This is a genomic window from Micromonospora sp. WMMD714, assembly GCF_029581315.1.
In the GTDB taxonomy this organism is placed as follows: Bacteria; Actinomycetota; Actinomycetes; order Mycobacteriales; family Micromonosporaceae; genus Micromonospora; species Micromonospora rifamycinica.
The window spans coordinates 3,940,275-3,965,426 of record NZ_CP120744.1; the positions used below are offsets into that span (position 1 = coordinate 3,940,275).

At 74.0% G+C, this 25,152-nt stretch carries 20 protein-coding genes; 12 read left to right on the forward strand and 8 right to left on the reverse strand.

The genetic code is table 11. The features are described from left to right. Positions 1 to 80: 80 nt before the first annotated feature. Positions 81 to 1,376, forward strand: coding sequence for a glycosyltransferase family 4 protein (locus O7625_RS17310; protein WP_282339919.1), 1,296 nt, complete (start codon positions 81 to 83; stop codon positions 1,374 to 1,376). A gap of 10 nt (positions 1,377 to 1,386) precedes the next feature. Continuing rightward, positions 1,387 to 2,511 (forward strand): UDP-N-acetylglucosamine 2-epimerase (non-hydrolyzing), encoded by a 1,125-nt coding sequence (gene wecB, locus O7625_RS17315; protein WP_282339922.1) that lies wholly within the window; start codon positions 1,387 to 1,389, stop codon positions 2,509 to 2,511. Here wecB and O7625_RS17320 read toward each other — a convergent pair. Then, complete coding sequence (locus O7625_RS17320; RefSeq protein ID WP_282346990.1) at positions 2,440 to 3,213, reverse strand: acetyltransferase; 774 nt, start codon at positions 3,211 to 3,213, stop codon at positions 2,440 to 2,442. The genes wecB and O7625_RS17320 overlap by 72 nt on opposite strands. A gap of 202 nt (positions 3,214 to 3,415) precedes the next feature. Between O7625_RS17320 and O7625_RS17325 the strand changes: the two genes are divergently transcribed. Both O7625_RS17325 and O7625_RS17330 read left to right on the forward strand, forming a co-directional pair. Next, the gene (locus O7625_RS17325) at positions 3,416 to 4,630 is read left to right on the forward strand and encodes a glycosyltransferase family 4 protein (protein WP_282339924.1); all 1,215 of its coding nucleotides are present in this window, start codon (positions 3,416 to 3,418) and stop codon (positions 4,628 to 4,630) included. 143 nt (positions 4,631 to 4,773) lie between these two features. After that, the gene (locus tag O7625_RS17330) at positions 4,774 to 5,280 is read left to right on the forward strand and encodes an acyltransferase (protein ID WP_269458977.1); all 507 of its coding nucleotides are present in this window, start codon (positions 4,774 to 4,776) and stop codon (positions 5,278 to 5,280) included. Between the two features lie 59 nt (positions 5,281 to 5,339). Here the strand turns inward: O7625_RS17330 and O7625_RS17335 are convergent, their stop codons facing one another. After that, positions 5,340 to 7,370, reverse strand: coding sequence for a hypothetical protein (locus tag O7625_RS17335; protein WP_282339925.1), 2,031 nt, complete (start codon positions 7,368 to 7,370; stop codon positions 5,340 to 5,342). A gap of 238 nt (positions 7,371 to 7,608) precedes the next feature. Between O7625_RS17335 and O7625_RS17340 the strand changes: the two genes are divergently transcribed. From O7625_RS17340 to O7625_RS17355, 4 genes are read left to right on the forward strand one after another with little or no spacing between them, the layout of a single operon-like run. After that, positions 7,609 to 8,565, forward strand: a complete 957-nt coding sequence (locus tag O7625_RS17340) for an NAD-dependent epimerase/dehydratase family protein (protein WP_282339927.1) — start codon at positions 7,609 to 7,611, stop codon at positions 8,563 to 8,565. Then, positions 8,562 to 9,977: a lipopolysaccharide biosynthesis protein gene (locus O7625_RS17345; protein WP_282339929.1), complete on the forward strand. Its 1,416-nt coding sequence runs from the start codon at positions 8,562 to 8,564 to the stop codon at positions 9,975 to 9,977. Before O7625_RS17340 ends, O7625_RS17345 begins: the two co-directional genes overlap by 4 nt. Continuing rightward, positions 9,962 to 11,164 (forward strand): glycosyltransferase, encoded by a 1,203-nt coding sequence (locus O7625_RS17350; protein WP_282339930.1) that lies wholly within the window; start codon positions 9,962 to 9,964, stop codon positions 11,162 to 11,164. Before O7625_RS17345 ends, O7625_RS17350 begins: the two co-directional genes overlap by 16 nt. A gap of 5 nt (positions 11,165 to 11,169) precedes the next feature. Next, on the forward strand, positions 11,170 to 12,423 hold the full coding sequence (locus tag O7625_RS17355) for a glycosyltransferase (protein ID WP_282339931.1): 1,254 nt from the start codon (positions 11,170 to 11,172) through the stop codon (positions 12,421 to 12,423). A 44-nt stretch (positions 12,424 to 12,467) separates the two neighbouring features. Here the strand turns inward: O7625_RS17355 and O7625_RS17360 are convergent, their stop codons facing one another. The 3 genes from O7625_RS17360 to O7625_RS17370 are packed head-to-tail and all read right to left on the reverse strand — an operon-like array spanning position 12,468 to position 16,024. Continuing rightward, positions 12,468 to 13,925, reverse strand: a complete 1,458-nt coding sequence (locus tag O7625_RS17360; RefSeq protein WP_282339932.1) for an O-antigen ligase family protein — start codon at positions 13,923 to 13,925, stop codon at positions 12,468 to 12,470. 54 nt (positions 13,926 to 13,979) lie between these two features. Next, complete coding sequence (locus O7625_RS17365) at positions 13,980 to 14,984, reverse strand: SDR family oxidoreductase (protein WP_282339933.1); 1,005 nt, start codon at positions 14,982 to 14,984, stop codon at positions 13,980 to 13,982. Beyond that, a complete protein-coding gene (locus O7625_RS17370) occupies positions 14,981 to 16,024 on the reverse strand; it encodes a polysaccharide biosynthesis protein (protein ID WP_067303529.1) in 1,044 nt (347 codons plus the stop codon). The genes O7625_RS17365 and O7625_RS17370 overlap by 4 nt, the downstream gene beginning before the upstream one ends. 221 nt (positions 16,025 to 16,245) lie before the next feature. On the opposite strand from O7625_RS17370, the gene O7625_RS17375 reads away from it, so the two are divergent. The 3 genes from O7625_RS17375 to O7625_RS17385 are packed head-to-tail and all read left to right on the forward strand — an operon-like array spanning position 16,246 to position 19,264. Then, a complete protein-coding gene (locus O7625_RS17375; RefSeq protein ID WP_282339934.1) occupies positions 16,246 to 16,986 on the forward strand; it encodes a sugar transferase in 741 nt (246 codons plus the stop codon). Then, complete coding sequence (locus tag O7625_RS17380) at positions 16,983 to 17,987, forward strand: NAD(P)-dependent oxidoreductase (protein ID WP_282339935.1); 1,005 nt, start codon at positions 16,983 to 16,985, stop codon at positions 17,985 to 17,987. The genes O7625_RS17375 and O7625_RS17380 overlap by 4 nt, the downstream gene beginning before the upstream one ends. Positions 17,988 to 17,992: 5 nt before the next feature. Beyond that, the gene (locus tag O7625_RS17385) at positions 17,993 to 19,264 is read left to right on the forward strand and encodes a glycosyltransferase family 4 protein (RefSeq protein ID WP_282339936.1); all 1,272 of its coding nucleotides are present in this window, start codon (positions 17,993 to 17,995) and stop codon (positions 19,262 to 19,264) included. Here O7625_RS17385 and O7625_RS17390 read toward each other — a convergent pair. Next, the gene (locus tag O7625_RS17390; protein ID WP_282339937.1) at positions 19,227 to 19,661 is read right to left on the reverse strand and encodes a hypothetical protein; all 435 of its coding nucleotides are present in this window, start codon (positions 19,659 to 19,661) and stop codon (positions 19,227 to 19,229) included. The two genes, O7625_RS17385 and O7625_RS17390, sit on opposite strands and share 38 nt — an antisense overlap. Before the next feature lie 136 nt (positions 19,662 to 19,797). After that, positions 19,798 to 22,245 carry a Tex family protein gene (locus O7625_RS17395; RefSeq protein WP_282339939.1) on the reverse strand — a complete coding sequence of 816 codons (2,448 nt, stop codon included), beginning with the start codon at positions 22,243 to 22,245 and terminating at the stop codon, positions 19,798 to 19,800. A 204-nt stretch (positions 22,246 to 22,449) separates the two neighbouring features. Between O7625_RS17395 and dgt the strand changes: the two genes are divergently transcribed. Then, the gene (gene dgt, locus O7625_RS17400; protein ID WP_282339940.1) at positions 22,450 to 23,961 is read left to right on the forward strand and encodes a dGTP triphosphohydrolase; all 1,512 of its coding nucleotides are present in this window, start codon (positions 22,450 to 22,452) and stop codon (positions 23,959 to 23,961) included. Between the two features lie 36 nt (positions 23,962 to 23,997). Here dgt and O7625_RS17405 read toward each other — a convergent pair whose 3' ends face one another. After that, positions 23,998 to 25,143, reverse strand: coding sequence for an MBL fold metallo-hydrolase (locus tag O7625_RS17405; protein ID WP_282339942.1), 1,146 nt, complete (start codon positions 25,141 to 25,143; stop codon positions 23,998 to 24,000). Positions 25,144 to 25,152: the final 9 nt, after the last annotated feature.

Below are 25,152 nucleotides of genomic sequence, written 5' to 3' on the forward strand. Positions count from 1 at the left end.
CGTAAATTGCCGGGCACAGTTACCGGAATGGTTCTCGCTCGTTGGGCCACCCAGTTCCGTGTCTTCAGCGAGGAGCGAGGATGGCCGGCGACACCAGCTCCGCGACGGACGTCGACGAACGGGCGGCCGGTGCCGGGAAGAAGAGCTTCCGGGTACTCGTCACGGCCGGCTACTTCAGCCCCGGCTGGCGTGCCGGCGGTCCCGTCCGGTCCATCGCCGACACCCTCGACACGGCCAGCGGCGAGGTCTCCACCACTCTGCTGACCCGCGACCGGGACCTCGGTACCCGGACGGCCTATCCCGGGTTGTCCGGCACCTGGGCGCGACACGGCCGGACGGACGTCTTCTATCTCGGGGTACGGCGGCCGGCGCACTGGTGGACACTCTGGCGGGCGCTGCGCTCGGCGCGGTACGACCTGCTCTACGTGAACAGCGTCTGGTCGGTCTTCTCGATCCTGCCCATCGCCGCCGCCCGGCTCGGCCTGCTGCGGGCGGACCGCATCCTGGTGGCCCCCCGGGGGGAGTTCGGCGCCGCCGCCCTCGACCTGCACCGGTTCCGTAAGCGGGTGTTCCTGGCCGGCTGGCGGTGGATGCTGCGGGGGCCGCGGGTGCTGTGGCACGCCACCGGCCCGCACGAGGCCGCCGACATCCGGCGGATCCTGCCCCGGGCGCGGATGGCCGTCGTGGCGCCCGCCGCCGGCCCCGAGCCCCGCCCGGCCCCGGCCGCGCTGCCGGCCACCGACGAGGTACGCCTGGTCTTCCTCAGCCGGATCTCACCGATGAAGAACCTGGACCTGGTGCTCGCCGCGCTGGCCCACGTCCGGCCCCCGGTGCGGTTGGACGTCTACGGCCCGGTGGAGGACGCGCGGTACTGGCAACGGTGTGAGGAACTGTGGTCGGCCCTGCCGGACCCCTCCGTCGTTCGTTACCGCGGCGAACTCCGCCCCGAGCAGGTCGGCGACACCTTCGCCCGGTACGACGCGTCGGTCCTGCCGACGCGGGGGGAGAACTTCGGCAACGCCATCGCGGAGAGCATGGCGGCGTACTGCCCGGTGGTCTGTTCGGACCGGACCCCCTGGACGACGGTGCTGCGCGACGGTGGCGGGCAGGTGCTCACCGAGCTGACCCCGGTGGCGTTGGGCGCGTTGCTCTCCCGGATCGCCGCCGCCACACCCGAGCAGCGGCAGGCGGCCCGGCGGGCGGCCGGGGAGGCGTACCGCCGGTGGCGGCTCGGCCGGCGCCGGGTCAGCGTCCTCGACCAGGCCCGGCAGGCGATCGGCGTTCCGGCGCGCCGGGTGCCGCCACAGGGCCGACCGCCAGGGACACCGACCGAGCCGCCCGTCCGGCGGTGCCCGCAGGACCCCGAGCAACCATGAGGAGGCATCCGTGACCCGGGTGATGACCGTCGTCGGGACCAGGCCGGAGATCATCCGGCTGGCCCGGGTGATCGACACGCTGGACCGGACCGTGGAGCACACGCTGGTGCACACGGGGCAGAACTGGGATCCCGCGCTGTCCGACATCTTCTTCAGCGAGCTGGGCGTACGCCCCCCGGACCGTTTCCTGCGGGCCGACACCCGGTCGCTCGGCAGCCTGCTCGGCGCGGTCCTGGTCGGCACCGAGAAGATCATCGGTGAACTGCGGCCGGACGCGCTGCTGGTGCTCGGCGACACCAACAGCGCCATCGCGGCGCTGATGGCCCGACGGATGAAGGTGCCCGTCTACCACATGGAGGCGGGCAACCGCTGCTTCGACCTGAACGTCCCGGAGGAGACCAACCGCCGGCTGGTCGACCACGTCGCCGACTTCAACCTGGTCTACTCCGAGCACGCCCGGCGCAACCTGCTCGCCGAGGGGCTGCACCCCCGCCGGATCCTGCACACCGGCTCACCCATGCGGGAGGTGCTCGACCACTACCGGCCGCAGATCGCCCGGTCCAGCGTCCTGACACAGCTCGACCTCGAACCGGGCGGCTACTTCGTGGTCAGCGCCCACCGGGAGGAGAACGTCGACCACCCGGAGCGGCTCCGCCGGCTGCTGGACTGTCTCTGCGCCATACGCGACGAGTGGCGGCTGCCGCTGCTGGTCTCCACCCACCCGCGTACCCGCAAGCGGCTGGAGTCGCTCGCCGTCGACGGCACACTGCTGGACGGGATCACCTTCCACGAGCCGTTCGGGTTCTTCGACTACGTGACCCTGCAACGGCATGCCCGGTGCACGCTGTCCGACAGCGGCACCGTCAGCGAGGAGGCGGCGATCCTCGGCTTCCCGGCGGTGACCCTGCGGGAGTCCATCGAGCGCCCCGAGGCGTTGGACTCCGGCGCGATCGTGATGACCGGCCTGGACCCGACCGGGGTGGTGGAGGGCGTCCGGGTGGTGGTGGCCCAGGTCGCGGCCGGACCGGTCGGCTGCCCGGCCGACTACCAGGTGCCGGACACCTCACGCCGGGTGGTCGACTTCATCCTCTCGACCGTGCGGCGGCACCACGACTGGGCCGGCATCCGCCGCTGACCGGTCCACCGGCCGGGCGGGCACGCCGGTGACCACCGTGCCCGCCGGCACGTCCCGGGTCACGCACGCGCCCGCGCCCACCACGGCGTCCCGGCCGACCCGCAGCCCCGGCAGGACGGCGGCGGTGGTGCCGACCAGCACGCCGTCGTCCAGCCGGCAGTAGCCGGAGACCGCGGCGAGCGGGTTGACCGAGACGTGGTCACCGAGGACGGTGTCGTGCCCGACGGTGCAGTTCTGGTTGAGGTGCACCTGACGGCCCAGCACCACGTTCGTCGTCACCCGGGCACCACCGGCCGCGAACAGGCCCTCCTGGAAGACGCAGTCCGGCCCGATCTCCGCCGCCGGATGCACCACCGTGGCGGCGGGCAGGCCGTACCGGGCGAGGACCTGGTCGGTCTCGCGGCGCAGCCGGGGATGCCCGACGCCCAGCGCCACCCGGGTGGTCGCCGGCCGGCCGGCGAGCCAGCGGGTCGTGCCGAGGAAGGGCACGCCGAGCCGGCGCACCTGCGCCACGTGCGCCTCGGTGGGGTAGTCGTCGACGAAGCCGAGGACGCGCCACCGGGGGCCGTCGGTGGAATGGGCGTTCAACAACCGAATTACCCCGAAAATCTCCCGGCCCATCCCGCCCGCACCTACGATCACTACGTCGGTGGTCACCCGTCGCCCCCTCGGCCACGGAGAACGCCGGTCGCGTTCCGCCATCCGCCCCCGCCCGGTGCCCGTGCCGCCGGCCCGCTGCGGGTGCCGCCGGGGGTCGAGGCCACGGCCCGTGAACGCGCCCGTCCCGCCGGCTCCGGCATCCGGTAGGGGCCACGCCCGGCGGATGCGCTCCTCGCTGTCCATGCGTTCCAGACGTTCCTGCGGGGTGCCGGTCTCTGGCCGGCACGGTGAAGGTGGGCCGGTAGTGCACAAGCTGACAAGGACACCCTCCCTGGACGACGCCGCGACCTCGCGACGGTCCGCCGGTGCCGTGTGCACCTACCGGGTGATCGCGACCGCGGGGGTGTTCGAGCCGGGCTTCCGCGGGGGCGGCCCGATCCGTTCCCTGCGGTACATCCTGGACACCCTTCCGGGGGACCTGGACGTCACCCTGGTCACCCGGGACCGGGATCTCGGCTCGCCTGCACCGTACCCCGGCCTGTCCGGACGACTGCTGCGACGCGACGGCCGGTCCGCCGTCTTCTACCTGAATCCGTGGTCGCCGCGGCACTGGGTGCGGATGGCGCGGCACGTCCGCGCCCGGCCGGTCGACCTGCTCTACGTCAACAGCATCTGGTCGCTGTTCTCGGTGCTGTCGATCCTGGCGGTGGCGCTGCGCCTGGTGCGCGTCGGGGCCGTCCTGGTCGCCCCGCGCGGTGAGCTGTCACCCGGAGCGCTCGCCATCAGGACGGCCAAGAAGCGGCTCTTCCTCGCGTTGTGGGCGCCGGTGCTGCGCCGGCTCCGGGTGCGCTGGCAGGCCTGCAGCCGGTTGGAGGAGCGGCAGATCCGGGCCAACGTGCCGTGGGCGCAGGTGATGGTGAACGGCAACGAGAGCCCCATCCCGGCGCACCCCGTCCCACCGGTGGTGCCGCACGACGGGCCGTTGCGGTTGGTCTTCGTCGGCCGGATCTCGCCGATGAAGAACCTGTCCACGGCCCTGGAGGCGGTGGCCGGCACCACCCGGCCGGTGGAGTTCGACATCTTCGGGCCGGCGGAGGACGCGCGGTACTGGTCGCGTTGCCAGCGGCTCGTCGCGGCGATGCCGGAGCACGTCCGGGTCCGCTACCTCGGTGAACTCGCGGCGGCGGACGTCGTGCCGACGTTCGGCCGGTACGACGCCTTCCTCTTCCCCACCCTCGGCGAGAACTTCGGTCACGTGATCCTGGAGAGCCTGGCGGCCGGCTGCCCGGTGGTCTGCTCGGACGACACGCCGTTCAGCGAGCTGATCCGCGACACCGGTGGGGCGGTGGTCCGGCCGACGACCGCCGCCGGCCTCAGCCGGGTGCTCGACCTGCTGGCCGACCGGACGCCCGGGGAGCGGGCCGCGGCGAAGGTGACCGCCGGGGAGCGGTACCGGCGTTGGCGGCAGGGTCGTCGGGAGCCCCACGTGCTGGCGCACGCCCGCGAGTTCTGCCGCTGAACCTCCTGTCGGGCACAGCCCGTCACCGGGGCCGGACCCGAGTCGTTCTCCCCACGTGACCGGTCCTGCCCCGGTCCGCCAGTAGCCGCATCTGCGATCGAGGACAGTCCGTGCCCAGTCGTCTTCGTACGATCACCCGGCGTGTGCGGGACCATCTCGCCGCGTCGCGTGACCCGGCGGCGTTCGTCCGGTCCCTGGGGGTCAACCTGACCGGCCGGGTCAGGTTCTACGGGGTCAACCGGGCGATGTTCGGCTCGGAACCGTGGCTGATCACCATCGGCGACAACGTCTACATCACCTCCGAGGTGCAGTTCGTCACCCACGACGGTGGCACGTTGATCCTGCGCAAGGACCATCCCGACCTCGACTGGACCGCGCCGATCACGATCGGCGACGACGTCTACATCGGCATGCGCGCGATGATCCTGGCGGGCGTCACCATCGGCAACCGCTGCGTCATCGGGGCGGGCTCGATCGTCACCCGGGACATCCCGGACAACACCGTGGCGGCCGGTGTCCCGGCGCGACCGTTGCGCAGCACCGACGAGTACCTCGAACGCCTCCAGGCCAAGTCGCTGGGCATCGGGCACCTGCCCGTCCCGGCCAAGCACGAGGCGATCAAGCGGATCTACGGCGTGCCCACCGGCTGAGGCCCACGACGGTACCGCCCCCGGGCAGGCCGAGGTCCCGCGACGGCACCGCCCCCGGGTCAGGCCCGCCGGTACGCCACCTGCGGCGGCGGGAACTGGTGGACCCCGGTGACCGTGATCGCGCCCAGGGCACCGGTCGTGCCGGTCACCTCGTAGCCGAACCGGTCCCCGGTCATCGCCGCCGCCGTGGCACCCAGGCTCAGTACGGTGCCGACGTCGACGCCACCGGTGCGGACCGAGGGCGGGGTGACCCCGCTGACCTGCCACACGTGCCCGTACCAGTGCCAGCCGGCGGGCAGCGTCACGGCCGTGTCCAGCACGGACTCCCGCACCCCGACGGAGGTGACGGCGACGCTGCCGAAGTCGGCGACCGGGCCGAGGACGGCGGGGCGGCCGGTGGCCGGGTCGTGGGCGTACACGCCGTGTCGCAGCACGCCGGTGCCCGCCCGGGTGACCTCCACACAGGCCCGGTCGACCGGGGTCGGCTCGGCCAGGAAGAACGGGTGCAGCAGGAGCCGCTGGTAGGTGCCGGCGCAGCTGCTCTCCGCCGTCGGGCCGCACCGGGCGAGGAAGTAGCCTCCCCGGGTCCGGGTCACCCCGGGCAGCGGTTGCGGCGGGGCGGCGTCGGGGTCCGCGCGCCACATCCCGTACCCGGGGGAGACCGGCACGGTGTACGGCACCCCGGCGACGGTGACCCGGTCGGGCACGGTGAGGTTGGTCGGACCCACCGGCACCAGCAGCCGCTGGTACAGCTGCGGGGCGGCCATCTGGGCCTGGGCGACGGTGCCGACCCGTTCGATCAGCACGAAGTCCCGGCCGCCGTCGGAGACCACGATCTCGGTGGCGGTCGAGGGGGGTGTCAGGTAGCGGCGGTAGGCGGTGCCGGTCACCGACTCCCCGGCGGCCAGGGTGCGCCCCCAGACCAGTTGCGGGTAGTTCTTCTTGAGGCTGGCACTGATGAACCAGCCCTTGGCGGTGGTGTTGCGGACCCGGATCTCGGGTGCGCCGTCCGCGACCGGCAGCAGCCCGACGGCGATACCCCACTGCTGGGCGCCCCCGCCGGCGACCACCCACTGGGTCATGCTGCTGGCGGGCATCAGCCGGTTGGTGAGGGTCGCCGGGGTGAAGTCGGTGAGGGCGGCGAGGGTGTCGATGTTCGCCCAGGCGGACCAGTTCAGGCCGCCGGCCGCGCCGACGTTCGGCATGAACTGCCGGCGGGTGCCGCCCGGCACCGGGGTCAACGGGGCGCACTGGGTCACCCCCGCGTTCAGGGTGAACCGCGTCAGGGCGGTCACCTGCTGCGTGACGAGCAGCCCACCACCGGGCGACCAGCGGTAGACGTTCGAGATCCGGCACAGCGACGGGATCCTCGGCATGATGGTGGCGATCGGGGTGCCGATGTTCGCCCGGGCCGTGTCGATCATCCCCTGGTAGGAGGGGATCACGTAGGACTCCCGGATCACCAGTTCCAGGCCCGTCGACCGGCCGTCGGGCACCGGTCGGCCGTCGAGCTCGACGGCGACCGTGTGGGAGTGGGTGACCGGGCGGATCTGCACGTCCGGGGTGAGGCCGGTGATCGGCACGGTGGTCCGGTTGGTCGCCCCCGAGACGTGGGTGAGCGGCGCGGCCGGCTTGACCCGGGCACCCTGGGCGATGCCGTCCACGATCGTGTACGGGTTGCCGAAGAGCAGGCTGCTGGGGCTGGTGACGGCGAGCAGGGTGAAGACGCGTGTCCCGTCGCTCCACTGCGAACCCACGTCGGCGGTGGTCTTGCCGTGGTTGGTGACGGCGATCTGGTTGCCGACGTTGTAGCCGTGGTTGCCACCGACGTACGACCAGCCGGTGTTGATCGGGCAGTTGTCGTCCGAGGTGTCGTGGATCCGGGTGCCGACGGCGGACAGGACCGGCCACACCTGGGCGTCGGTCGCGGTGGAGGGCACCAGGCTCACCTGGGGCAGGCCGGAGTGCCACAGGCCGACCATGCTCTCCGCGTACGCCAGGTTGACGGGCATGACCACGTCCCGGGTGGCGTCGATCCGCGACCTGACGGACATCAGGGCGTTGGACCGGTAGACGATCAGCTCCGCCATCCTGCACACCTCCACCGAGAACCGCGACGGCCCTGTCACTCTGCGCGTCTGCCCAGCTCGTGGCGGTCGTCGGTCAACTCCCGGACAGCAGCACCGGCCGTTCGGTGGACCACCGTGGGACCGGTCCGGCCGGGAAGTACCACCCGGCGTCCTGAATGGGATGAATTTCCGGTTACTGCCGTAACGTGCCGCAGGTCGGCTCGATGAACAGGCGAGGTGCGTCGTCGGGGGGTAGTTCATGCGGATTCTGATCACGGGTGGGGCGGGCTTCATCGGCGCCAACCTGGCCCGCGCCGCCCTGGCCGAGCCGGCCGTCAAGGAGGTCAGCGTCCTCGACGACTTCTCGGTGGGGCTACGCGGCAACCTCGACGGCCTGGACGTCGACCTCGTCGAGGGGTCGATCCTGGACCCGGCCGCGCTGGACGCCGCGATGGCCGGTCGGGAGGCGGTCGTCCACCTGGCCGCGCTGCCCAGCGTCCCCCGGTCGTTGCGCGACCCGCTCGCCTCCCACCACGCCAACGCCACCGGCACCCTGATGGTGCTGGAGGCGGCCCGCCGCCACGACGTCGCGCACGTGCTGGTCGCCTCCTCCTCGTCGGTGTACGGGATGAACCCGGCGCTGCCCAAGGTGGAGCTGACCTGGACCCGCCCGATGAGCCCCTACGCGGCCAGCAAGCTCGCCACCGAGGCGTACGCGCTGGCCCACCAGGCGTCGTTCGGGCTGCCGACGCTGGCCCTGCGGTTCTTCAACGTCTTCGGCCCCGGGCAGCGGCACGACCACGCGTACGCGGCCGTCATCCCCCGCTTCACCCACGCCGCCCTGCGCGGCGAACCGGTCGTGGTGCACGGCGACGGCACCCAGTCCCGCGACTTCACCTACGTCGGCACGGTCTGCGAGGTCATCCTCGACGCGCTGCGCCGCCGGGTGCGCCACCCGCATCCGGTCAACCTCGCCTTCGGCGCGCGGGCCAGCCTGCTCCAGGTCCTCGACGAGCTGGAGGGCCTGCTCGGCCGGCCGATCGCCCGGGAGCACGTGGCACCACGGACCGGCGACGTGCCGCACTCGCTGGCGGACGACACCACCCTGCGGCACCTCTTCCCGGACGTCACGCCGGTCGCCCGGGAACAGGGCCTGAGAGCGACGAGCGAGTGGATGGCCGGGCGGCTGGGCACCGCACCCGCCGCACCGCGGTGACCCGGGCCGCCAGTCGGGCGGCACCGGAGCCGGCCGCCGTCGCCACCGGGTCGCCGACCGGCGTGACGGTCGCGGTCGCCCCGGCGCCGGCCCCGCCGTCCGGGCGGGACCGGGACCGGGCGGTCACCGTGGGGGTGGCCACCGCCCTGGTGGCGAAGGGGATCGGGCTGGCCGCGCCGCTGGCCGTCACCCCCGCCTGCTTCCGCTACCTGGGCGACCAGCGGTACGGCCTGTGGATGGCGGTCACCGCGCTCACCGGGATGGCCTGGTTCGCCGACCTGGGGCTGGGCAACGGGCTGCTGACCCGGCTCGGCCACCTGACCGACGACCCCCGCCAGCAGGCCCGCGAGATATCCAGCGCCTTCGCCACCCTCGGTGTGGTCGCCGTGCTGCTGCTGGCCGCGCTCGCGGTGGTCACCCCCGTGGTGCCCTGGGTGGAGCTGTTCGACGTACGCGACCCGACCGTCGCCGCGCAGACCCCCGCCGTGGTCCTGATCTGCTTCGGCGCGTTCGCGGTCAACATCCCCCTGTCGCTGATCCAGCGCGTCCAGTACGCCCGGGGCCAGACGGTGCAGAGCAACGTCTGGCAGTCGGCCGGTGCGCTGGCCGCCATGGCGCTGGTGCTGGTCGCCATCGCCACCGGCCGGGGACCGCTGACCGTCATCGCCGCGGCGGTGCTGGCCGTGCCGGTGACCAACCTGCTCAACACGGTGACCTACTTCTGGTCCTGCGCCCCCGGCCACCGGCCGGCACCGGGCCTGGTACACCGGGGCACCGTCACCGGTCTGCTCCGGCTGGGTCTGCGGTTCTTCGCGCTCACCACGATGTCGTCGGTCGCGTTGAACGTGGACAACCCCCTGGTCGCGAACGTCCTGGGGCTGGCGGTGGCGGCGCACTACGCGGTGGTGGGGAAGCTGTTCGGCGTCCTGTGGATCTTCGTGGGGCTGGTCGGCATGACGATCTGGCCGGTCAACGGGGCGGCCCTCGCCCGGGGCGAGACGGCCTGGGTCCGCCGCAACACCCGCCGGATGGTCGCGCTCTACGGGCTGATCGTGGGCACGGCCGCGCTGGTGCTGGTCGGCTACGGGCACCGGCTGATCGAACTCTGGATCGGCACCGTCGACCGGTCGACCATCCGGCTCCCCGTCCTCGTCGGGCTGGCCGGCTGGTCCCTGCTGGTCGCCGTCACCTCCCCGCTGATCATGGTGCAGAACAGCATCGGCCTGCTCCGGCCGCAGTTCGTCGGCTGGGCGTCGTTCCTGGTGCTGGCGACCGCGCTCAAGATCTGGGGTCTGCGCCAGTTCGGCCTGGCCGGGCTGCCCGCGGCGGCCTGCCTGGCGTACCTGCTCACCATGGTGCCGGCGGCGCTGGTGGGATACCGCGGCGCGCTCGCCCGGTGCGGGCCGTCGTGACCGGCCGGCACCGGGTGCTGCGGGTGGTCGGCGCGCTGAACTTCGGCGGCACCGAGATGCGTACGGCCGAGCTGCTGCCCCGGCTCGCCGCCGCCGGTACCGAGCTGCACCTGGTGACCCTCAGCGACGTGATCGGGCCGGGACCGCTGGCCGAGGTGGTCACCCGCCACGGCGGCACGGTCACCGCGCTGCCCCTGGACGTGCGCTTCCCCGCCCGGTTCCTGCGCCTGCTCGGGCAGCTCCGCCCGGACGTGCTGCACGTCGACTGCGCCAACTTCTCCGGTGTGCTGCTCGCCCTGGGCGCGCTGCGCGGGGTGCCCGGCCGGGTCGCGCACTTCCGCGGCGACGACAACCGGCCCCGCAACCTCCGGCGACGGGCCTACCGGTGGATCGCGGGGCGGCTGCTGCGGCGCGTCGCCACCGACATCCTCGGCGTCTCGCCCAGCTCGCTGACGTTCGGCTACCACCCGGGCTGGCGCGACGACCCCCGCTGCCGGGTGGTGCTCAACGGGCTCGACCTCGACCGGCTCCGCCGACCCAGCCACGACGACCTGCGGGCGCTGATCGGCGCGGCACCGGGGGAGCTGGTCTGCGTCACGGTCGGCCGGGCCTCGCCGGAGAAACGCCGCTGGCTGCTGCCGCCGATCCTGGCCGCGCTGCGGGACCGGGGCGTGCCGGCGCACGCCGTGCTCGTCGGGCCGGGCGACCGGGCGGACGACGCCCGCGTCCTGGCCGCGGCGGCCACCGCCGGGGTCGCCGACCGGGTGCACCTGCTGGGTGCGCGGGCGGACGTGGGCGGGCTGCTGCGCCAGGCCGACGTCGTCGTCCATCCCTCCTGCCTGGAGGGGCTGCCCGGGGGAGTGCTGGAGCCCGTCGCGTTGGGCGTCGGCACGGTCGCCGCCGACCTGCCGGGGGTGCGCTTCATCAGGGAACGACTACCCGGGGTGACCATCGTGGACGTCGACGCCCCACCGCAGCGGTGGGCGCGGGCGGTGGAGGAGGCGACGGCGTACACCACGGCGACCGCCGCCGCCGTGGCCGCCCGGCGGTTCGCCGACAGCGCCTTCGCCATCGACACGGCCGCCGCCGTCCACCTGGAGATCTACCGGCGGTGGGCGGCGACCCGCCCGGGGCGGGACCGGGATTCGGAAACGAGCAGCCGGCCACCGGTCGGCTCGGGACGGTGAGCGAGATGACCGATCAGACAGTGGCCGTCGACCGGCATCCGCAGCCGGACGACGCGTCGACCGGGCGGGCCGTGCGGCCCCGTCCTCTGCTCGTCGGCGCCTACGCCTTCCCGCACGGCGACGCCACCTCCAACCGGCTGCTGCAACTCGCCCGGTCCGCCGCGCCCGAGGGCACCCGCACGCTGGTCGTCAACGACTGGCCCTGCGAGGTCGCCTTCCCGGCCCGGCCGCCCGACGCGACCGGCGTCGACCTGGTCACCCTGCGGATTCGTGGCCTGCATCGGCTCACCCGGATGTCGGCCCGGCTGGCCCGCCCGGTGCGGGTGCTGCGGGCCGTCCGGGCCCGTGGGGTACGCCGTGGCGACGTGAGCGTGGTGCTCCTGCCGATGGCGTTGATGACCCTCGGCAACTGGGCGGTGCTGCGGCTCGTGCTGCGCTGCCCGGTGGTGGTGGACGCCAGCGAACGCCACGACCGGCGGCAGTTCCGGCGCGGGTGGCTCACCCCGTACTACGTCCGGCACCGCTGGTCGACGTTCCTGGCCACCCGGCTCGTGCCCCGGGCCACCGCGGTCTCCACCACGCTGGCCGGGTACCTCACCGGGCACGGGCTGGAGGTGCTGGTGGTGCCGCCGCAGGTGGACTGCGACGACTTCCCGGTCGGCCGCCCGCCCGCGCTCTCCACCGGGCTGCGCCTGCTGTACGCCGGCACCCCCGGCCGCAAGGACATGCTGGACGTGATCGTGCGGGGGATCAGCCTGCTCACGCCGGAGCAGCAGCGCCGGGTCAGCCTGACCATCGCCGGCGTCACCCGGGCGGACGCCGCCGCCCGCTCCGACCTGGACGTCGCCCTGCTCGACGGGGTGGCGGCCGAGGTGCGGTTCCTCGGCCGGGTTCCCCGCGACACCGTGCTGACCCTGCTCGGCCAGTCGCACTTCTCGATGCTGGTCCGCCCCACCGGCGGATACGCGGCCAACGGCTTCCCGTCCAAGGTGCCGGAGAGCCTGGCCGCCGGCTGCCCGGTGCTGCTCAACCACACCAGCGACCTGGCCAGTTACGTGCACGACGGCGTGGAGGGGCTGGTGCTCGCCGGCAACACGCCGGAGGACGTGCGGCAGGCGGTCGTCCGCGCGCTGCGGCTGCGGGACGAGGAGTGGACGGCGATGAGCCGGGCCGCCCGGTCGCGGGCCCGCGAGTCGTTCGACCACCGGGCCTGGCGGGACCGGGTGAGCGCCTTCGTGGCGGCCGGCTCCCGGCGCTGAGCCGGCCGGCTCGTACCACCCGGCGGGCCTGTCGCCCGGGGGCCTCAGCGCAGCGCGGGGACCGGCAGGCGGGGGGAGCCGTCCACCGGGTGGAGAATCCGTGGCGGCGGAGTCACCGACCCGGACGCCTCGGCGTCGTCCGTGCCCGCCCGACCGGCCGGCATGTGCAGCAGCACCCCGGCGACCACGAACCAGAACACGTACGGGTAGGTCTGCCCGGTGCCGAAGATGGCCGACTCGGTGACCTGGATCAGCAGGCCGGTGACGACGAGCCAGACCAGACCCGAGTCGGCCTGGCGCACCGGCGCCCGCAGGGCCACCCGACCGACGGCCAGCAGCAGCAACGCCAGCGGCGCCACGGCGGCGAGCCCTAGTTCCAGCAGCAGCTGCAGGTAGCTGTTGTGCACCACGCTCACCCCCGTCCCCAAGGACTCGTCGAGGCTGGCGAGCGCGAACAGGTGGTTCCGGGAGGCGTACCCGAAGCCCAGGGTGGGGCGGTTCTGCCACCACAGGTCGACGGTGGCCTGCCACATCTCCGTGCGGCCGTTGGACAGGTCGCCGCCGGTGGGATCGGTGAAGCGCAGCACGAACCGCCGCATCCAGGTGCCCGCGAAGATGACCGGCAGCAGGTTGAACAGGTACGCCACCAGGAGCCCCACCGCCAGCCCCGCGCCCAGCCGGACCACCCGGCCCAGCCCGTGCCGCAGCACGACCCAGAGGGCGCCGACGAGCACGGCGATCAGCCCGGTGCGGGACTGGGAGAGCAGCAGGCAGGCGACGGTCGGCACCACGCCGAGCAGCTCCCACCACCGCCGGGAATCCCGGTAGACCGCCCAGCCCAACGGGGTGGCCAGGGCGCAGACGATGCTGAGCATGTTGGGGTTGTTGTAGAGGCCCTCGAACCGGTCGGTCTGCGACAGCGCGGCGAAGAGCGTGCCGTCGGCGAACCCGAAACCGAGGCTGATCAGGGCGGAACCACTGAGGACCAGGTAGACCATCCGCAGGTCGGCCAGCATGACCGCCCGGTCCGGCCAGCGGTGTCGGACCAGCACGTGCACCAGCGCGGCCAGCAGGAGCAGCGCCACCCCCCGTTGCAGGGTCTCCATCGGCACCACCGACCAGGTGAAGCTCACCGTGGCCAGACCCGCCATCGCCCAGAGCGCGGCGACGAGGATCCGGGTCCACGGGTCCGTCCGGTCCGCCGCCCGACGTGGCATGCGCAACGCCCAGACGACCAGGCCGGCGACCGCCGCGTACCGGGGATAGAAGCTCGCCTCCACCAGGGCCGGCAGCCGGGACGAGGCGCAGACCAGCAGCACCATGGTCAGGCCCAGCAGCCACCGCCAGCCGTCCATCTGCTGGGCGACCGCGAACAGCGCGAGCAGCAGCAGCGCCACCGCGCCGACCGCGACCAGGGGGTCGTTGACGCTGGCGACGGTGATGGCCACCACGCCGACGACCGCCCCGATGACCAGGCACAGTTGACCCACTCGGTTCCCCACGTGACGTCCTTTGACTCCGGCAGGCCGGCGGTGCCGGCGTGGTCGTGTGTTCGGTCAGAGCGGCACGCCGGCCAGGCCCGGCCGGGCCGGGTCGCCCGCCCAGCGGTCCCGGGCGGCGTGCATCGCCGCGATCATGTCCGGCCAGCTCGGCGGACGGTAGCCGGTGGCCCGGGCGAGGGCGTCCGCGCGCATCGAGCGGTCGCAGACGAACCCGTCGTCCGGCACCAGTTCGCCGCGCCACCCGTACACCTCGGCGACCAGCCGCAGCAGGTCGTACTTCGCGATCGGCTCCGCGGCGACGTGGTACAGCCCGGTCAGCTCCGGGCGGGGCAGGACCACCGTGCGCAGCAGCCGGGCGAACTCCACGGTCGTCACCCCGCTGTAGACGGCCCTGGTGAAGCCACGGACCTGACCCCGTTGGGCGAGGAACCAGTCCACCAGGGAACGGTGCGTGGTCAGCTCGTGGCCGACGATCGACGTGCGCAGGGTGAGCGCCGACGCCCCGGTCGCCTCGCCCAGGAGTTTGGACCGGCCGTAGAGGTCGGGCGGATCGGGCAGGTCGTCCTCGTGGTAGCCGCCCCGCCGGCCGGAGAACACGCAGTCGGTGCTGACGTGCACGAGCCGGCTGCCGACCTGCGCGCAGGCGTCGGCCAGCTGATGGGGGAGGAGGGCGTTGAGGGTGACCGTGTGCACCGCGTCCTGCACGTCCGGCCGCTGCTTGATGACGCCGACGCAGTTGACCACGACGTCCGGTCGCAGCTCGTCGACGAGGTGCCGGACCTGACCGAACCGGGTCACGTCGACGGCCGGCACGATCCGGGTGAGCAGGTGCGGTGGAAACCGGTCGGCCCGGTCGGCGATGCTGCGGGCCAGACCGTGGACGTCGAGATCCGGGTCGTCGCTCAGCTCCCGCAGGACGGCGTGGCCGAGCATGCCGGTGACGCCGACGACAAGGACCCGCCGGGTCGGGGACCGGCGGCCACCGGATGGATCCGCCGGGTGGTCGCTGCGCCGACGGGGAACCCGGTCGGGGCGGACGGCGTCGGTGGCCGGGCTCAACTCGTCACCACGGCCGCCGCGGCGGCCTGGACCTGCGCGCGTACCTCGGGCAGCGTCAACAGCAGCGCCTCGATCTCGGGTACGGACAGCCGGCGCGCGTTGTGCGAGTGGAAGTCGGCGAGGCCGCCGTGCTCGACGTCCCCCTCCTCGAAGTAGAGGGAGTAGTTGAGGTCACGGCTGTCCACCGGCACCCGGAGGAACTCCCCGAGATCCTCCGCGAACGCCAGCTCCTCCCGGCTGGCCAGGGTCTCGTAGAGCTTCTCCCCGTGCCGGATGCCGAGCACGTTGAACTTCGCCGGCACCCCGAACAGGTTGCACAGCGCGGTGGCCAGGTCGCCGATGGTGCAGGCGTCGGCCTTGCGGATGAAGACGTCCCCCGGCTGGCCGTGGGCGAAGGCGTGCTCCACCAGCTCGACCGATTCGGGCAGCGACATCAGGAAACGCGTCATCGACGGATCGGTGACCGTCGGCAGCCCGCCCCGCAGGATCTGGTCGATGAACAACGGAATCACCGATCCGCGCGAGTACATGACATTGCCGTAACGCACGCAGCAGACCCGGGTCCGGGCCGCCGCGTTGTTACGGCAGTGCGCCTGGGCCACCTTTTCCATCAACGCCTTGGTCATGCCCATGGCGTTGACCGGATAGACGGCCTTGTCGGTGCTCAGCAGGACCAGCGTCTCCACACCCACCCGTTCGCAGGCGTCCACCACGTTCGCGCTGCCGAGCACGTTGGTGCGGACGGCTTCGAGTGGGAAGAACTCACAGGAGGGCACCTGCTTCAGGGCCGCCGCGTGGAAGACGAACTCCATTCCCCGGGCGGCCTTGAGCACGCTGTCGTAGTCGCGCACGTCACCGACGTAGTAGCGGACCCGGTCGTTGCCGAGGCGGTGCCGCATCGCGTCCTGCTTCGACTCGTCCCGGCTGAGGACCCGCACCTCGGCGGCCCCGGCGGCGAGCAGCCGGGCGACCATCGTCTGGCCGAAAGACCCGGTGCCTCCGGTGATCAGGAAACGCCTGTCCGAAAGCGAGGAATTCATGTCGCCCCCTGCCTGTTTCCCGGTGGACCATCCTCGGGAATAGCGATCTCGTCAAAGGTGACCATACTGTTGCCGTAACGAGACCGGGCGCGCTTTCCGGTAAAGGGAGGAACTGTCACGTCTCACGTTCGCCGAGTTGGCTCGCCGGCCATTGTCGACCCGCCCGGGGTGGCAAATGTGAAAGCGCGGGCCGCCCGCCGTAAAGGTGGTAGGTGTGTTCCATGTCCAAAGTTGCTGTCCATGCGGCCCAGCCGCGCGCCGGTGGCTCCGACCCGTCGACCCGACCGGGGACCGACCCGGCGACCCGGCGGCCGTACGACCGCTGGAAGCGGCTGCTCGACGTGGTCGGCGCGCTCCTCGTGCTGACCGTCGGCGCTCCCCTGTTCGCCGCCGTCGCCCTGCTGGTGCTGGTGACCCACGGGCGGCCGGTGCTGTTCCGGCACACCCGGCCCGGCCTGCACGGCGAACTGTTCGACGTGGTGAAGTTCCGCACCATGCGCCACCCCGACCCGGACCGGGGCCTGGTGACCGACGCGCAGCGCCTCACCCGGGTGGGCCGGTGGCTACGGGCGAGCAGCCTCGACGAGCTGCCGGAGTTCTGGAACGTGCTGCGCGGCGAGATGAGCGTCGTCGGCCCCCGCCCGCACCTGGTGCGCTACCTCGACCTCTACGACGCCGAGCAGGCCCGCCGGCACGAGGTGCGGCCGGGCATCACCGGCCTCGCCCAGGTCCGCGGGCGCAACGCGCTGAGCTGGACGGCGAAGTTCGCCTCCGACGTCGAGTACGTGGACCGGCGGTCCTTCCTGCTGGACCTGAGGATCCTGCTGACCACCGTCCGGGTGGTGCTGAGCCGGGAGGGGATCTCGGCCCCCGGCGCGGCCACCTGGCACGAGTTCACCGGCAACGACCAGCCACCCGCCCCGTCGGCGGCCGCCGACCGGGACGCCGCGCCCCGCCGATGAGCCGGGTGCTGCTGCTGGGTGCCGGCGGATTCCTGGGCCGGCACATCCGTGCCCTGCTGGCCGAGCACACCACCGTCCGGTCGCCGGACCGCACCCGGTGCGACCTGGTCCGGATGGACCTGCCCGAGCTGACCGCGCTGATCGCCCGGGAACGGCCGGACGCGGTGGTGACGGCGGCGGGCCGGATCGTCGGATCGGGGCACGACTTCGTGCAGGCGCACGTGGTGACGACCGCGAAACTGATCGAGGCGGTGGCCGCCGCCGCCCCCGGGGCTCGGCTGGTGCGGATCGGCTCGGCGGCCGAGTACGGTGTCGTGCCCCACGGCCGCGCCGTGCGGGAGGAGTACCCGGGCACGCCGGTGAGCGAGTACGGGCTGAGCCACCTCGCCGCGACCCGGCTGGCGGAGCTGGCGGGCGACGCCGGTCGCCTCGACACCATCGTGCTGCGGGTGTTCAACCCGGTCGGGCCGGGGATGCCGCCGGGCAACATGCTGGCCCGGGTGACCGCCCTGGTCCGGGCGGCGGCGGCCGGCGGGGCGGGCGACATCGCGCTGGGCCTGCACGACACGTACCGGGATCTGGTGGACGTCCGGGACGTCGCGGCGGCGGTGCTGGCCGCGACGCGGTGCGCGGCCGTGGGTGCGGAGCGGGTGGTCAACGTGGGCAGCGGCCGTGCGGTGGCGACCCGGGACGTGGTCCGGCTGCTGGCCGACGTGGCCGGCTTCACCGGCCGGATCCGGGAGGGCGGCTTCCCGCCGGACGCCACCCGTTCGGCGGCCGTGCCCTGGATGTGCGCCGACGTCGACCGCGCCCGCCGCGTGCTCGGCTGGACGCCGACGTACGACCTCGACGCCTCGCTGCGCGCTCTGTGGCGGGCCGACGGCGAGCGGCCCGACGGCGAGCGGCCCGACGGTGGGCGGCCCGACGGCGAGCGGCCCGACGGTGAGCGCGTGGACGGTGAGCCGGCCGACCGGTCGGTGGCCGGCGTGGCGGCGGGGTGAGGCCGATGCGGATCGGCCTGCTCAGCCAGTGGTTCGACCCGGAACCGGGGCCGGCGGCGCTGCCCGGGATGCTCGCCCGGGCACTCGCCGACCGGGGACACGACGTGCAGGTGCTCACCGGTTTCCCGAACTACCCGACCGGCCGGCTGGCCGACGGCTACCGGCTGGCCCGCCGGCTCGACGAAGCCGACGGCCCGATCCGGATCCGGCGGGTGGCCCTCTATCCCAGCCACGATCGTTCCGCCGCGCGTCGGGTGGCGAACTACGGGTCCTTCGCCGTCTCCGCGCTGGTCTCCGGCACCCCGGCGTTGCGGGGCCTGGATGCGCTCTGGGTCGGCAACTCGCCGATCAGCGTCGCCCTGCCGATGTGGTTCGCCCGGTACGCGCTCCGGGTGCCGGTGCTGCTGCACGTGCTGGACCTGTGGCCGGACAGCGTGGTGGCGAGCGGTTTCCTCGGCACCGGCCGGGCGTCGCGGGTCATCGAGCGGGGGATGGCCGCCTGGTGCGGGGCGATGTACCGCAGCGCCAGCCGGGTCGCCCACGTCTCGCCGGGAGCCGCCGACCTGCTCGCCGGGCGGGGCGTGCCCCGGCACAAGCTGGTGCACGTCCCGGTGTGGGCGGACGAGACGCTGGGCGTCCGCACCGCCGACCTGCGGGCCGAGCTGGGGATCCGCACCGACCAGGTGGTGCTGGTGTACGCCGGCGCGCTCGGCGAGGCGCAGGGGCTCGACTCGCTGATCGACGCCTGTGCCCGGGTCGGCGACCCCCGGCTGGTGTGCCTGATCGCCGGCTCGGGGACCACCGAGGAGCGGCTGCGCCGCCGGGCCGGGGCGGTGGGGGCGACGAACGTGCGGTTCCTCGGGCAGCTGCCCCGGGAGCGGATGCCCGCGCTGATGGCCACCGGGGACGTGCACTACGTGAGCCTGCGGCGCGGCGGCATGTCGGCGTACACGATGCCGAGCAAGGTGCAGGCGACCCTAGCCGCCGGGCGGGCGCTGCTGGTCGCCGCGGAGGGCGACGCCGCCGCCGTGGCCCGCGACAGCGGCGCGGGGATCACCGCCCGGCCGGGCGACGCCGACTCGATCGCCGACGCCCTGCGGGAGGTCTGCGACCTGGGCCGGGAGAAGCTGGAACTGCTCGGCCAGGCGGGCCGGGCGCACTACGACCGGGTGTTCTCCGTGGCCGCCGGTGCCGACCGGGTCGAGCGCACCCTGCGCGAGATGGTGGAGCGGCCCGGGTTCAGGGCCAGTCGTCGCCGGCCGCGAGCCGGCGGGTGAGCAGGTCACCCAGCGGAACCGACTCGCCGTCCCGACCGCCCCGGCCGACGACCAGGGGCGGCCGGGCCGGCGGCGGGTCGACGCCGAACACCCGGGCGCGCACGCTCGACGGCACGGTGAGCAGGTAGAACCGGCCGTCGACGTCGACCGCGCGCAGGCCGGCCCGGTCCACGTACCACCCGGTCAGTCCGGTCCGGTACCGGCTCCGCCCGTCGTAGCCCTGGGCCGCCAGCCGGGTGGTCCGCAGCCCGCGCCGGGTCGCCTCGGCCGTGAACCGGGCCACCAGCTCCTCCGCCTGCGCGTGTTCGCCGTCGCGCTGGCGGGCGTCGGCCGTCGCGTGCGCCCGCACCGCCCGCCGCTGCTGCTCCCGCCACTCCGGACCGCCGTCAGCACCCATGCCGCGACGGTACGCCACCGCCGGCGACCCGGCGACGACCCGTTACTCCGTCCCGACCGAGCCTGGTTCGGTCCCAGCGCCCGGCGGGTCGCCGCTCCGCCCGGTCGGTGCCGGGGCGGAGCGGCGCGGGCCTGGGTCAGGCCAGGCCGGCCCGGCGCAACGCCTCGGCCATCGCGTCGTTGGCCGGCGCCGGCGCGGAGCCGCCCCGGCCCTGCCGCTGCGCCCCACCCTGCCGTTGCGCCGCCCCGCCCCGGGAACCACCCCGGTCCCCCTGCTGGCCGCCGGCCCCGCCCGCGCCGCCCCGGCGACCGCCCGGGGTGTCGCCGCGACCGCCCTGGGGGGCGCCGCGCTCGCGCCGCTGCCCGCCGTCGGCCGGGGGACGGCCGCCGCCCGCCGGCACCTCGTCGTCCAGCCGCAGGGTCAGCGAGATCCGCTTGCGCGGCACGTCGACATCGAGCACCTTGACCCGGACCACGTCGCCGGACTTCACCACGTCGCGCGGGTCCTTGACGAAGGTGTGCGACATCGCCGACACGTGCACCAGGCCGTCCTGGTGCACGCCCACGTCGACGAACGCGCCGAACGCGGCCACGTTGGTGACCACGCCCTCCAGCAGCATCCCCGGGGTCAGGTCGCCGATCTTCTCCACCCCCTCGACGAAGGTGGCGGTGCGGAACTCCGGTCGCGGATCCCGGCCGGGCTTCTCCAGCTCGGCGAGGATGTCGGTGACGGTGGGCAGGCCGAAGGTGTCGTCGACGAAGTCGGTGGCCCGCAGCCCGCGCAGGAGCGCCGACCTGCCGATCAGCGAGCGGAGGTCCTGCCCGGTGCTGGCCAGGATCCGGCGGACCACCGGGTACGCCTCCGGGTGCACGCTGGACGAGTCGAGCGGGTCGTCGCCGCCGGGGATGCGCAGGAAGCCGGCGCACTGCTCGAACGCCTTCGGGCCGAGCCGGGCCACCTTCTTCAGCTCGGCGCGGGTGCGGAACGGCCCGTTGGCGTCCCGGTGCAGCACGATGTTCTCGGCCAGGCCCGCGCCGATGCCGGAGACCCGGGTCAGCAGGGGAGCGGACGCGGTGTTGACGTCCACCCCGACGCCGTTGACGCAGTCCTCCACCACCGCGTCCAGCGAGCGGGAGAGCTTCACCTCGGACAGGTCGTGCTGGTACTGGCCGACGCCGATCGAGCGCGGGTCGATCTTGACCAGCTCGGCCAGCGGGTCCTGGAGCCGGCGGGCGATGGAGACCGCCCCGCGCAGCGAGACGTCCAACGTGGGCAGCTCCTGCGAGGCGTACGCGGAGGCCGAGTAGACCGACGCGCCGGCCTCGGAGACCATCACCTTGGTCAGGCCGAGCTGGGGATACCGCTTGATCAGGTCGGCGGCGAGCTTGTCGGTCTCCCGGCTGGCGGTGCCGTTGCCGATGGCCACCAGCTCTACCCGGTGCGCCCCGGCCAGCTTCGCCAGCGTCTCGATCGAGGCGTCCCACTGCCGGCGCGGCTCGTGCGGGTAGATCGTGTCGGTGGCGACCACCTTGCCGGTGGCGTCCACCACCGCCACCTTCACCCCGGTGCGCAGGCCCGGGTCGAGGCCCATGGTGGCGCGGCTGCCGGCGGGCGCGGCGAGCAGCAGGTCGCGCAGGTTGGTGGCGAAGACCCGGACCGCCTCCTCCTCGGCCGCCTGCCACAGCCGGGTGCGCAGGTCGGCGGCGAGGTGGATCAGGATCCGGGTACGCCAGGCCCAGCGCACCGTGTCGGCCAGCCACCGGTCGGCGGGCCGGCCCGCGTCGGTGACACCGAACCGGCCGGCGATGGCCGCCTCGTAGCGGGTCGGGCCGGTCGGCGGGGCGTCCGGGTCCTCCTCGGCGTCGGGGGCCATGGTGAGGTCGAGCACGCCCTCCTTCTCGCCCCGGAACATCGCCAGGATCCGGTGCGAGGGCAGCTTCGGGTACGGCTCGGCGAAGTCGAAGTAGTCGGCGAACTTCGCGCCGGCGGCCTGCTGGCCGTCACGTACCCGGGAGACCAACCGGCCCCGCGACCACATCTGCTCGCGCAGGGTGCCGATCAGGTCGGCGTCCTCGGCGAACCGCTCGATGAGGATGGCCCGCGCGCCCTCCAGCGCGGCGGCGGTGTCGGCCACTCCGCGCCCGGCGTCGACGAACGCGGCGGCCGTCTCCTTCGGCTCCCGGGTGGGGTCGCCGAGCAGCGTGTCGGCCAGCGGCTCCAGCCCGGCCTCCCGGGCGATCTGCGCCCGGGTCCGCCGCTTCGGCTTGTAGGGCAGGTAGATGTCCTCCAGCCGGGACTTGGAGTCGGCCGCCATGATCTGCGCTTCCAACGCCTCGTCCAGCTTGCCCTGGCCGCGGATCGACTCCAGCACCGCGGCCCGCCGCTCGTCCAGCTCCCGCAGGTAGCGCAGCCGCTCCTCCAGGGTGCGCAGCTGGGCGTCGTCGAGCAGGCCGGTGGCCTCCTTGCGGTAGCGGGCGATGAACGGCACGGTCGCGCCGCCGTCGAGCAGCTCCACGGCCGCCCGCACCTGGCGTTCGGCGACGCCGAGCTCGTCGGCGATCCGCTGATGGACTGACTGGGTCACGATGTTGATCCGCCTTCGTGTCGGGTTCCCTGCTGCATTCTGCCGCCCGCCCCCGACGCCGCGCGCCACCCCCGCCGGTGCCCGCCCCGCACCGCCGTGCCAGGGAGCAGCCCGCACGGCCGGGCCGGGGAGCAGCGCGCACGGCCTTGCCGGGACCGGGGCGAGCCGGCGTGCCGGTCGGGCCGCTGCGCTAGCGTGGCGATCATGGACCAACCTGCGGATCCGCGCGCCCGTCGGCTCTTCGGTGGCAGTGCCCGAGCGCTCGGCGACCTCGCCGCCAGCCCGTTCCGGGCCGACCGGGACCGGATCGTCGCCTCACCCTTCTTCGCCCGGCTCGGCGGGGTGACCCAGGTGATCAGCCCGGTCGGTTCCGGGCTGCTGGTGCACAACCGGCTCACCCACAGTCTCAAGGTGGCCCAGGTGGCCCGCGCCATCGCCGAACGGTTGACCGCCGACCCGGCGCACCGGGGCCTGCTGGACAAGCTCGGCGGCTGCGACCCGGACGTGGTGGAGGCCGCCGCCCTCGCCCACGACCTCGGCCACCCGCCGTTCGGGCACCTGGGGGAGCGGGTGCTCGACCGGCTGGCCCGGCAGCGGCTCGGGCTGGCCGACGGGTTCGAGGGCAACGCGCAGTCGTACCGGATCGTCACCAGCACCGAGATCCGCGGCGCGGCCACCACCGGCCTCGACCTGACCGCCGCCGTCCGGGCGGCGATGCTGAAGTACCCGTGGACCCGGCTGGACCACCCCGATCCGCACCCCCGGCACCTGCGTCCCGCCCCCCGGGGCGCCGCCGCCCCGCCGGACGAACCGGACAGCGGTTCGCTGAAGTTCGGCGCGTACGGCACCGAGCTGGAGGATCTGCGGCAGGCCCGCGCGCCGTTCGCCGGCCGGATCGCCGAGTGGCAGCAGACCGTCGAGGCGTCGGTGATGGACACCGCCGACGACATCGCGTACGCCATCCACGACGTGGAGGACTTCTACCGGGTGGGGGTGCTCCAGCAGGGCACCGTCGCCGCCGAGCTGATGGCCTGGCAGCGCGAGGCCGGGCACCTGCGCGCGGTCACCGACGCGGCGCTGGCCGGTGCGGCCCGCCGCCCCGGCTCGGCGATCGAGGCGCTGCGCCGCCAACTGCACCGCAAGGACAGCTGGATCGCCGACGACGACGCGTTCGCCGCCGCCGTCGAGCACGTCCGGGAGGAGCTGGTGGACGGGCTGCTGGCGCTCCCCTTCGACGGCTCGATCGAGGCCGAGCAGTACGTGGCCCGGTTCTCGGCCCGGTGGACCACCCGGCTGGTCGACGCGATCACGGTGACCGCCGCCCCGGACGTGCGCTCCGGGCACGTGCTGCTGGCCCCGGCGCAGTGGCACGAGGTGCAGGTGCTCAAGTTCGTCCACCACCGGTTCGTGCTGGCCCGCCCCGACCTGGCCCTGCACCAGCGGGGCCAGGCCCGGCTGCTGGACACCCTGGTCGACGCGCTCTGGCAGTGGCTGCTCGACCCCGAGGAGGAGTCCCGGCTGCCGCGCCGGCTGCCCGACCTGGTGGAGCTGGCCGAGGCCGAGCTGCACCCGCGGACCCCGGACCGGATCGGCCGGGCCCGGGGCCGGGCCATCGTCGACTTCGTCGCCCAGCTCACCGACGGCCAGGCGGTGGCGATGCTGGACGTGCTGTCCGGTCGTTCCGGCGCGCTGTGGACCGACGCCTTCGTGCTGTGAGCGGCGGCGCACCGGGCGGCACTGGGCGGCTCCCGGTCAGGCGACCGTCTGCCACCAGCCGTCGACCGGCGGCGGGTCGTCCACCACCACGCGCTCGCCGGGGCGGGGCACCGCCAACCTGACGTCGCGGGTCTTGGCCTCGGCCCAGAGCCGGTCCACCGGCTCGGACCAGTCGTGCAGGGCCAGGTTGAACGTCGCCCAGTGCACCGGGACGAGCAGGCCGCCACGCAGCTCCAGGTGGGCGGTGACCGCCTCCTCCGGGAACATGTGGATGCCCGGCCAGGCCCGGTCGTACGCGCCGATCTGCATCAGCGTCGCGTCGAACGGCCCGTGCTCCGCGCCGATCTCGGCGTACCCGTCGAAGTAGCCGGAGTCGCCGGTGTAGAAGACCTTCCGGTGCGCCCCGGCGACCACCCACGAACTCCACAGCGTGCCGTCGCGCCGCAGGCCCCGGCCGGAGAAGTGCTGCGCGGCGGTGGCGGTGATCTCCAGGCCGCCGACCCGGTGCCGCTCCGACCAGTCCAGCTCGATGATCCGGTCGGCCGGCACCCCCCACCGGTCGAGGTGCGCGCCGACGCCGAGCGGGACCAGGAACGGCGCCGACTGCCGCCGGACCAGCTCCCGGACGGTGGTCATGTCGAGGTGGTCGTAGTGGTCGTGGGAGATCAGGATCGCGTCGACGGTGGGCAGCTCGTCGAGGCGGACCGGGGGCGCGTGCAGCCGCTTCGGCCCGACGGCGGCCGACGGCGAGCACCTATCGCTCCACACCGGGTCGATCAGCACCCGGTGCCCCTCGATCTCGACCAGCGCCGAGGCGTGGCCGTACCAGACGATGCTCAGCTCGCGGTCGACGCCGGTGGTCGGGGCCGGGGCGGGCCGCAGCAGTGGGACCGGGGCGGTCGGCCGGCGGCGCTGCTGGCCGAAGAGCAGCTCGCGGAGCAGGCTGCGGTCGGGGTCGCCACCGGGCATGGTCCGCACGGCGACCCGGTTGTGGAAGGTGCCGTCGCGGAACTGCGCGGAGCGGGCGGCCCGTTCCGCGCGGGCACCGGTCAGCCGGCCGCCCAGCGCCGCCGGCACGTCCCGCGCCGTCCACGCCAGCCCGGCGACCGCGGCCAGGGCCGCCACCCGCCACAGCCGCCCGCCGGGCGTCCGCTCGACCGCACGTTCCGCTGGTTCCCGCATGTGTCGTCC

Excerpts from the sequence above, each read along its gene's own strand:
- O7625_RS17310 (WP_282339919.1), top strand. The coding sequence starts at position 81 with ATGGCCGGCGACACCAGCTCCGCGACGGACGTCGACGAACGGGCGGCC.
- O7625_RS17320 (WP_282346990.1), bottom strand. The coding sequence starts at position 3,213 with ATGGCGGAACGCGACCGGCGTTCTCCGTGGCCGAGGGGGCGACGGGTG.
- O7625_RS17335 (WP_282339925.1), bottom strand. The coding sequence starts at position 7,370 with ATGGCGGAGCTGATCGTCTACCGGTCCAACGCCCTGATGTCCGTCAGG.
- O7625_RS17340 (WP_282339927.1), top strand. The coding sequence starts at position 7,609 with ATGCGGATTCTGATCACGGGTGGGGCGGGCTTCATCGGCGCCAACCTG.
- O7625_RS17355 (WP_282339931.1), top strand. The coding sequence starts at position 11,170 with ATGACCGATCAGACAGTGGCCGTCGACCGGCATCCGCAGCCGGACGAC.
- O7625_RS17370 (WP_067303529.1), bottom strand. The coding sequence starts at position 16,024 with ATGAATTCCTCGCTTTCGGACAGGCGTTTCCTGATCACCGGAGGCACC.
- O7625_RS17375 (WP_282339934.1), top strand. The coding sequence starts at position 16,246 with ATGTCCAAAGTTGCTGTCCATGCGGCCCAGCCGCGCGCCGGTGGCTCC.
- O7625_RS17380 (WP_282339935.1), top strand. The coding sequence starts at position 16,983 with ATGAGCCGGGTGCTGCTGCTGGGTGCCGGCGGATTCCTGGGCCGGCAC.
- O7625_RS17385 (WP_282339936.1), top strand. The coding sequence starts at position 17,993 with ATGCGGATCGGCCTGCTCAGCCAGTGGTTCGACCCGGAACCGGGGCCG.
- O7625_RS17390 (WP_282339937.1), bottom strand. The coding sequence starts at position 19,661 with ATGGGTGCTGACGGCGGTCCGGAGTGGCGGGAGCAGCAGCGGCGGGCG.
- dgt (WP_282339940.1), top strand. The coding sequence starts at position 22,450 with ATGGACCAACCTGCGGATCCGCGCGCCCGTCGGCTCTTCGGTGGCAGT.
- O7625_RS17405 (WP_282339942.1), bottom strand. The coding sequence starts at position 25,143 with ATGCGGGAACCAGCGGAACGTGCGGTCGAGCGGACGCCCGGCGGGCGG.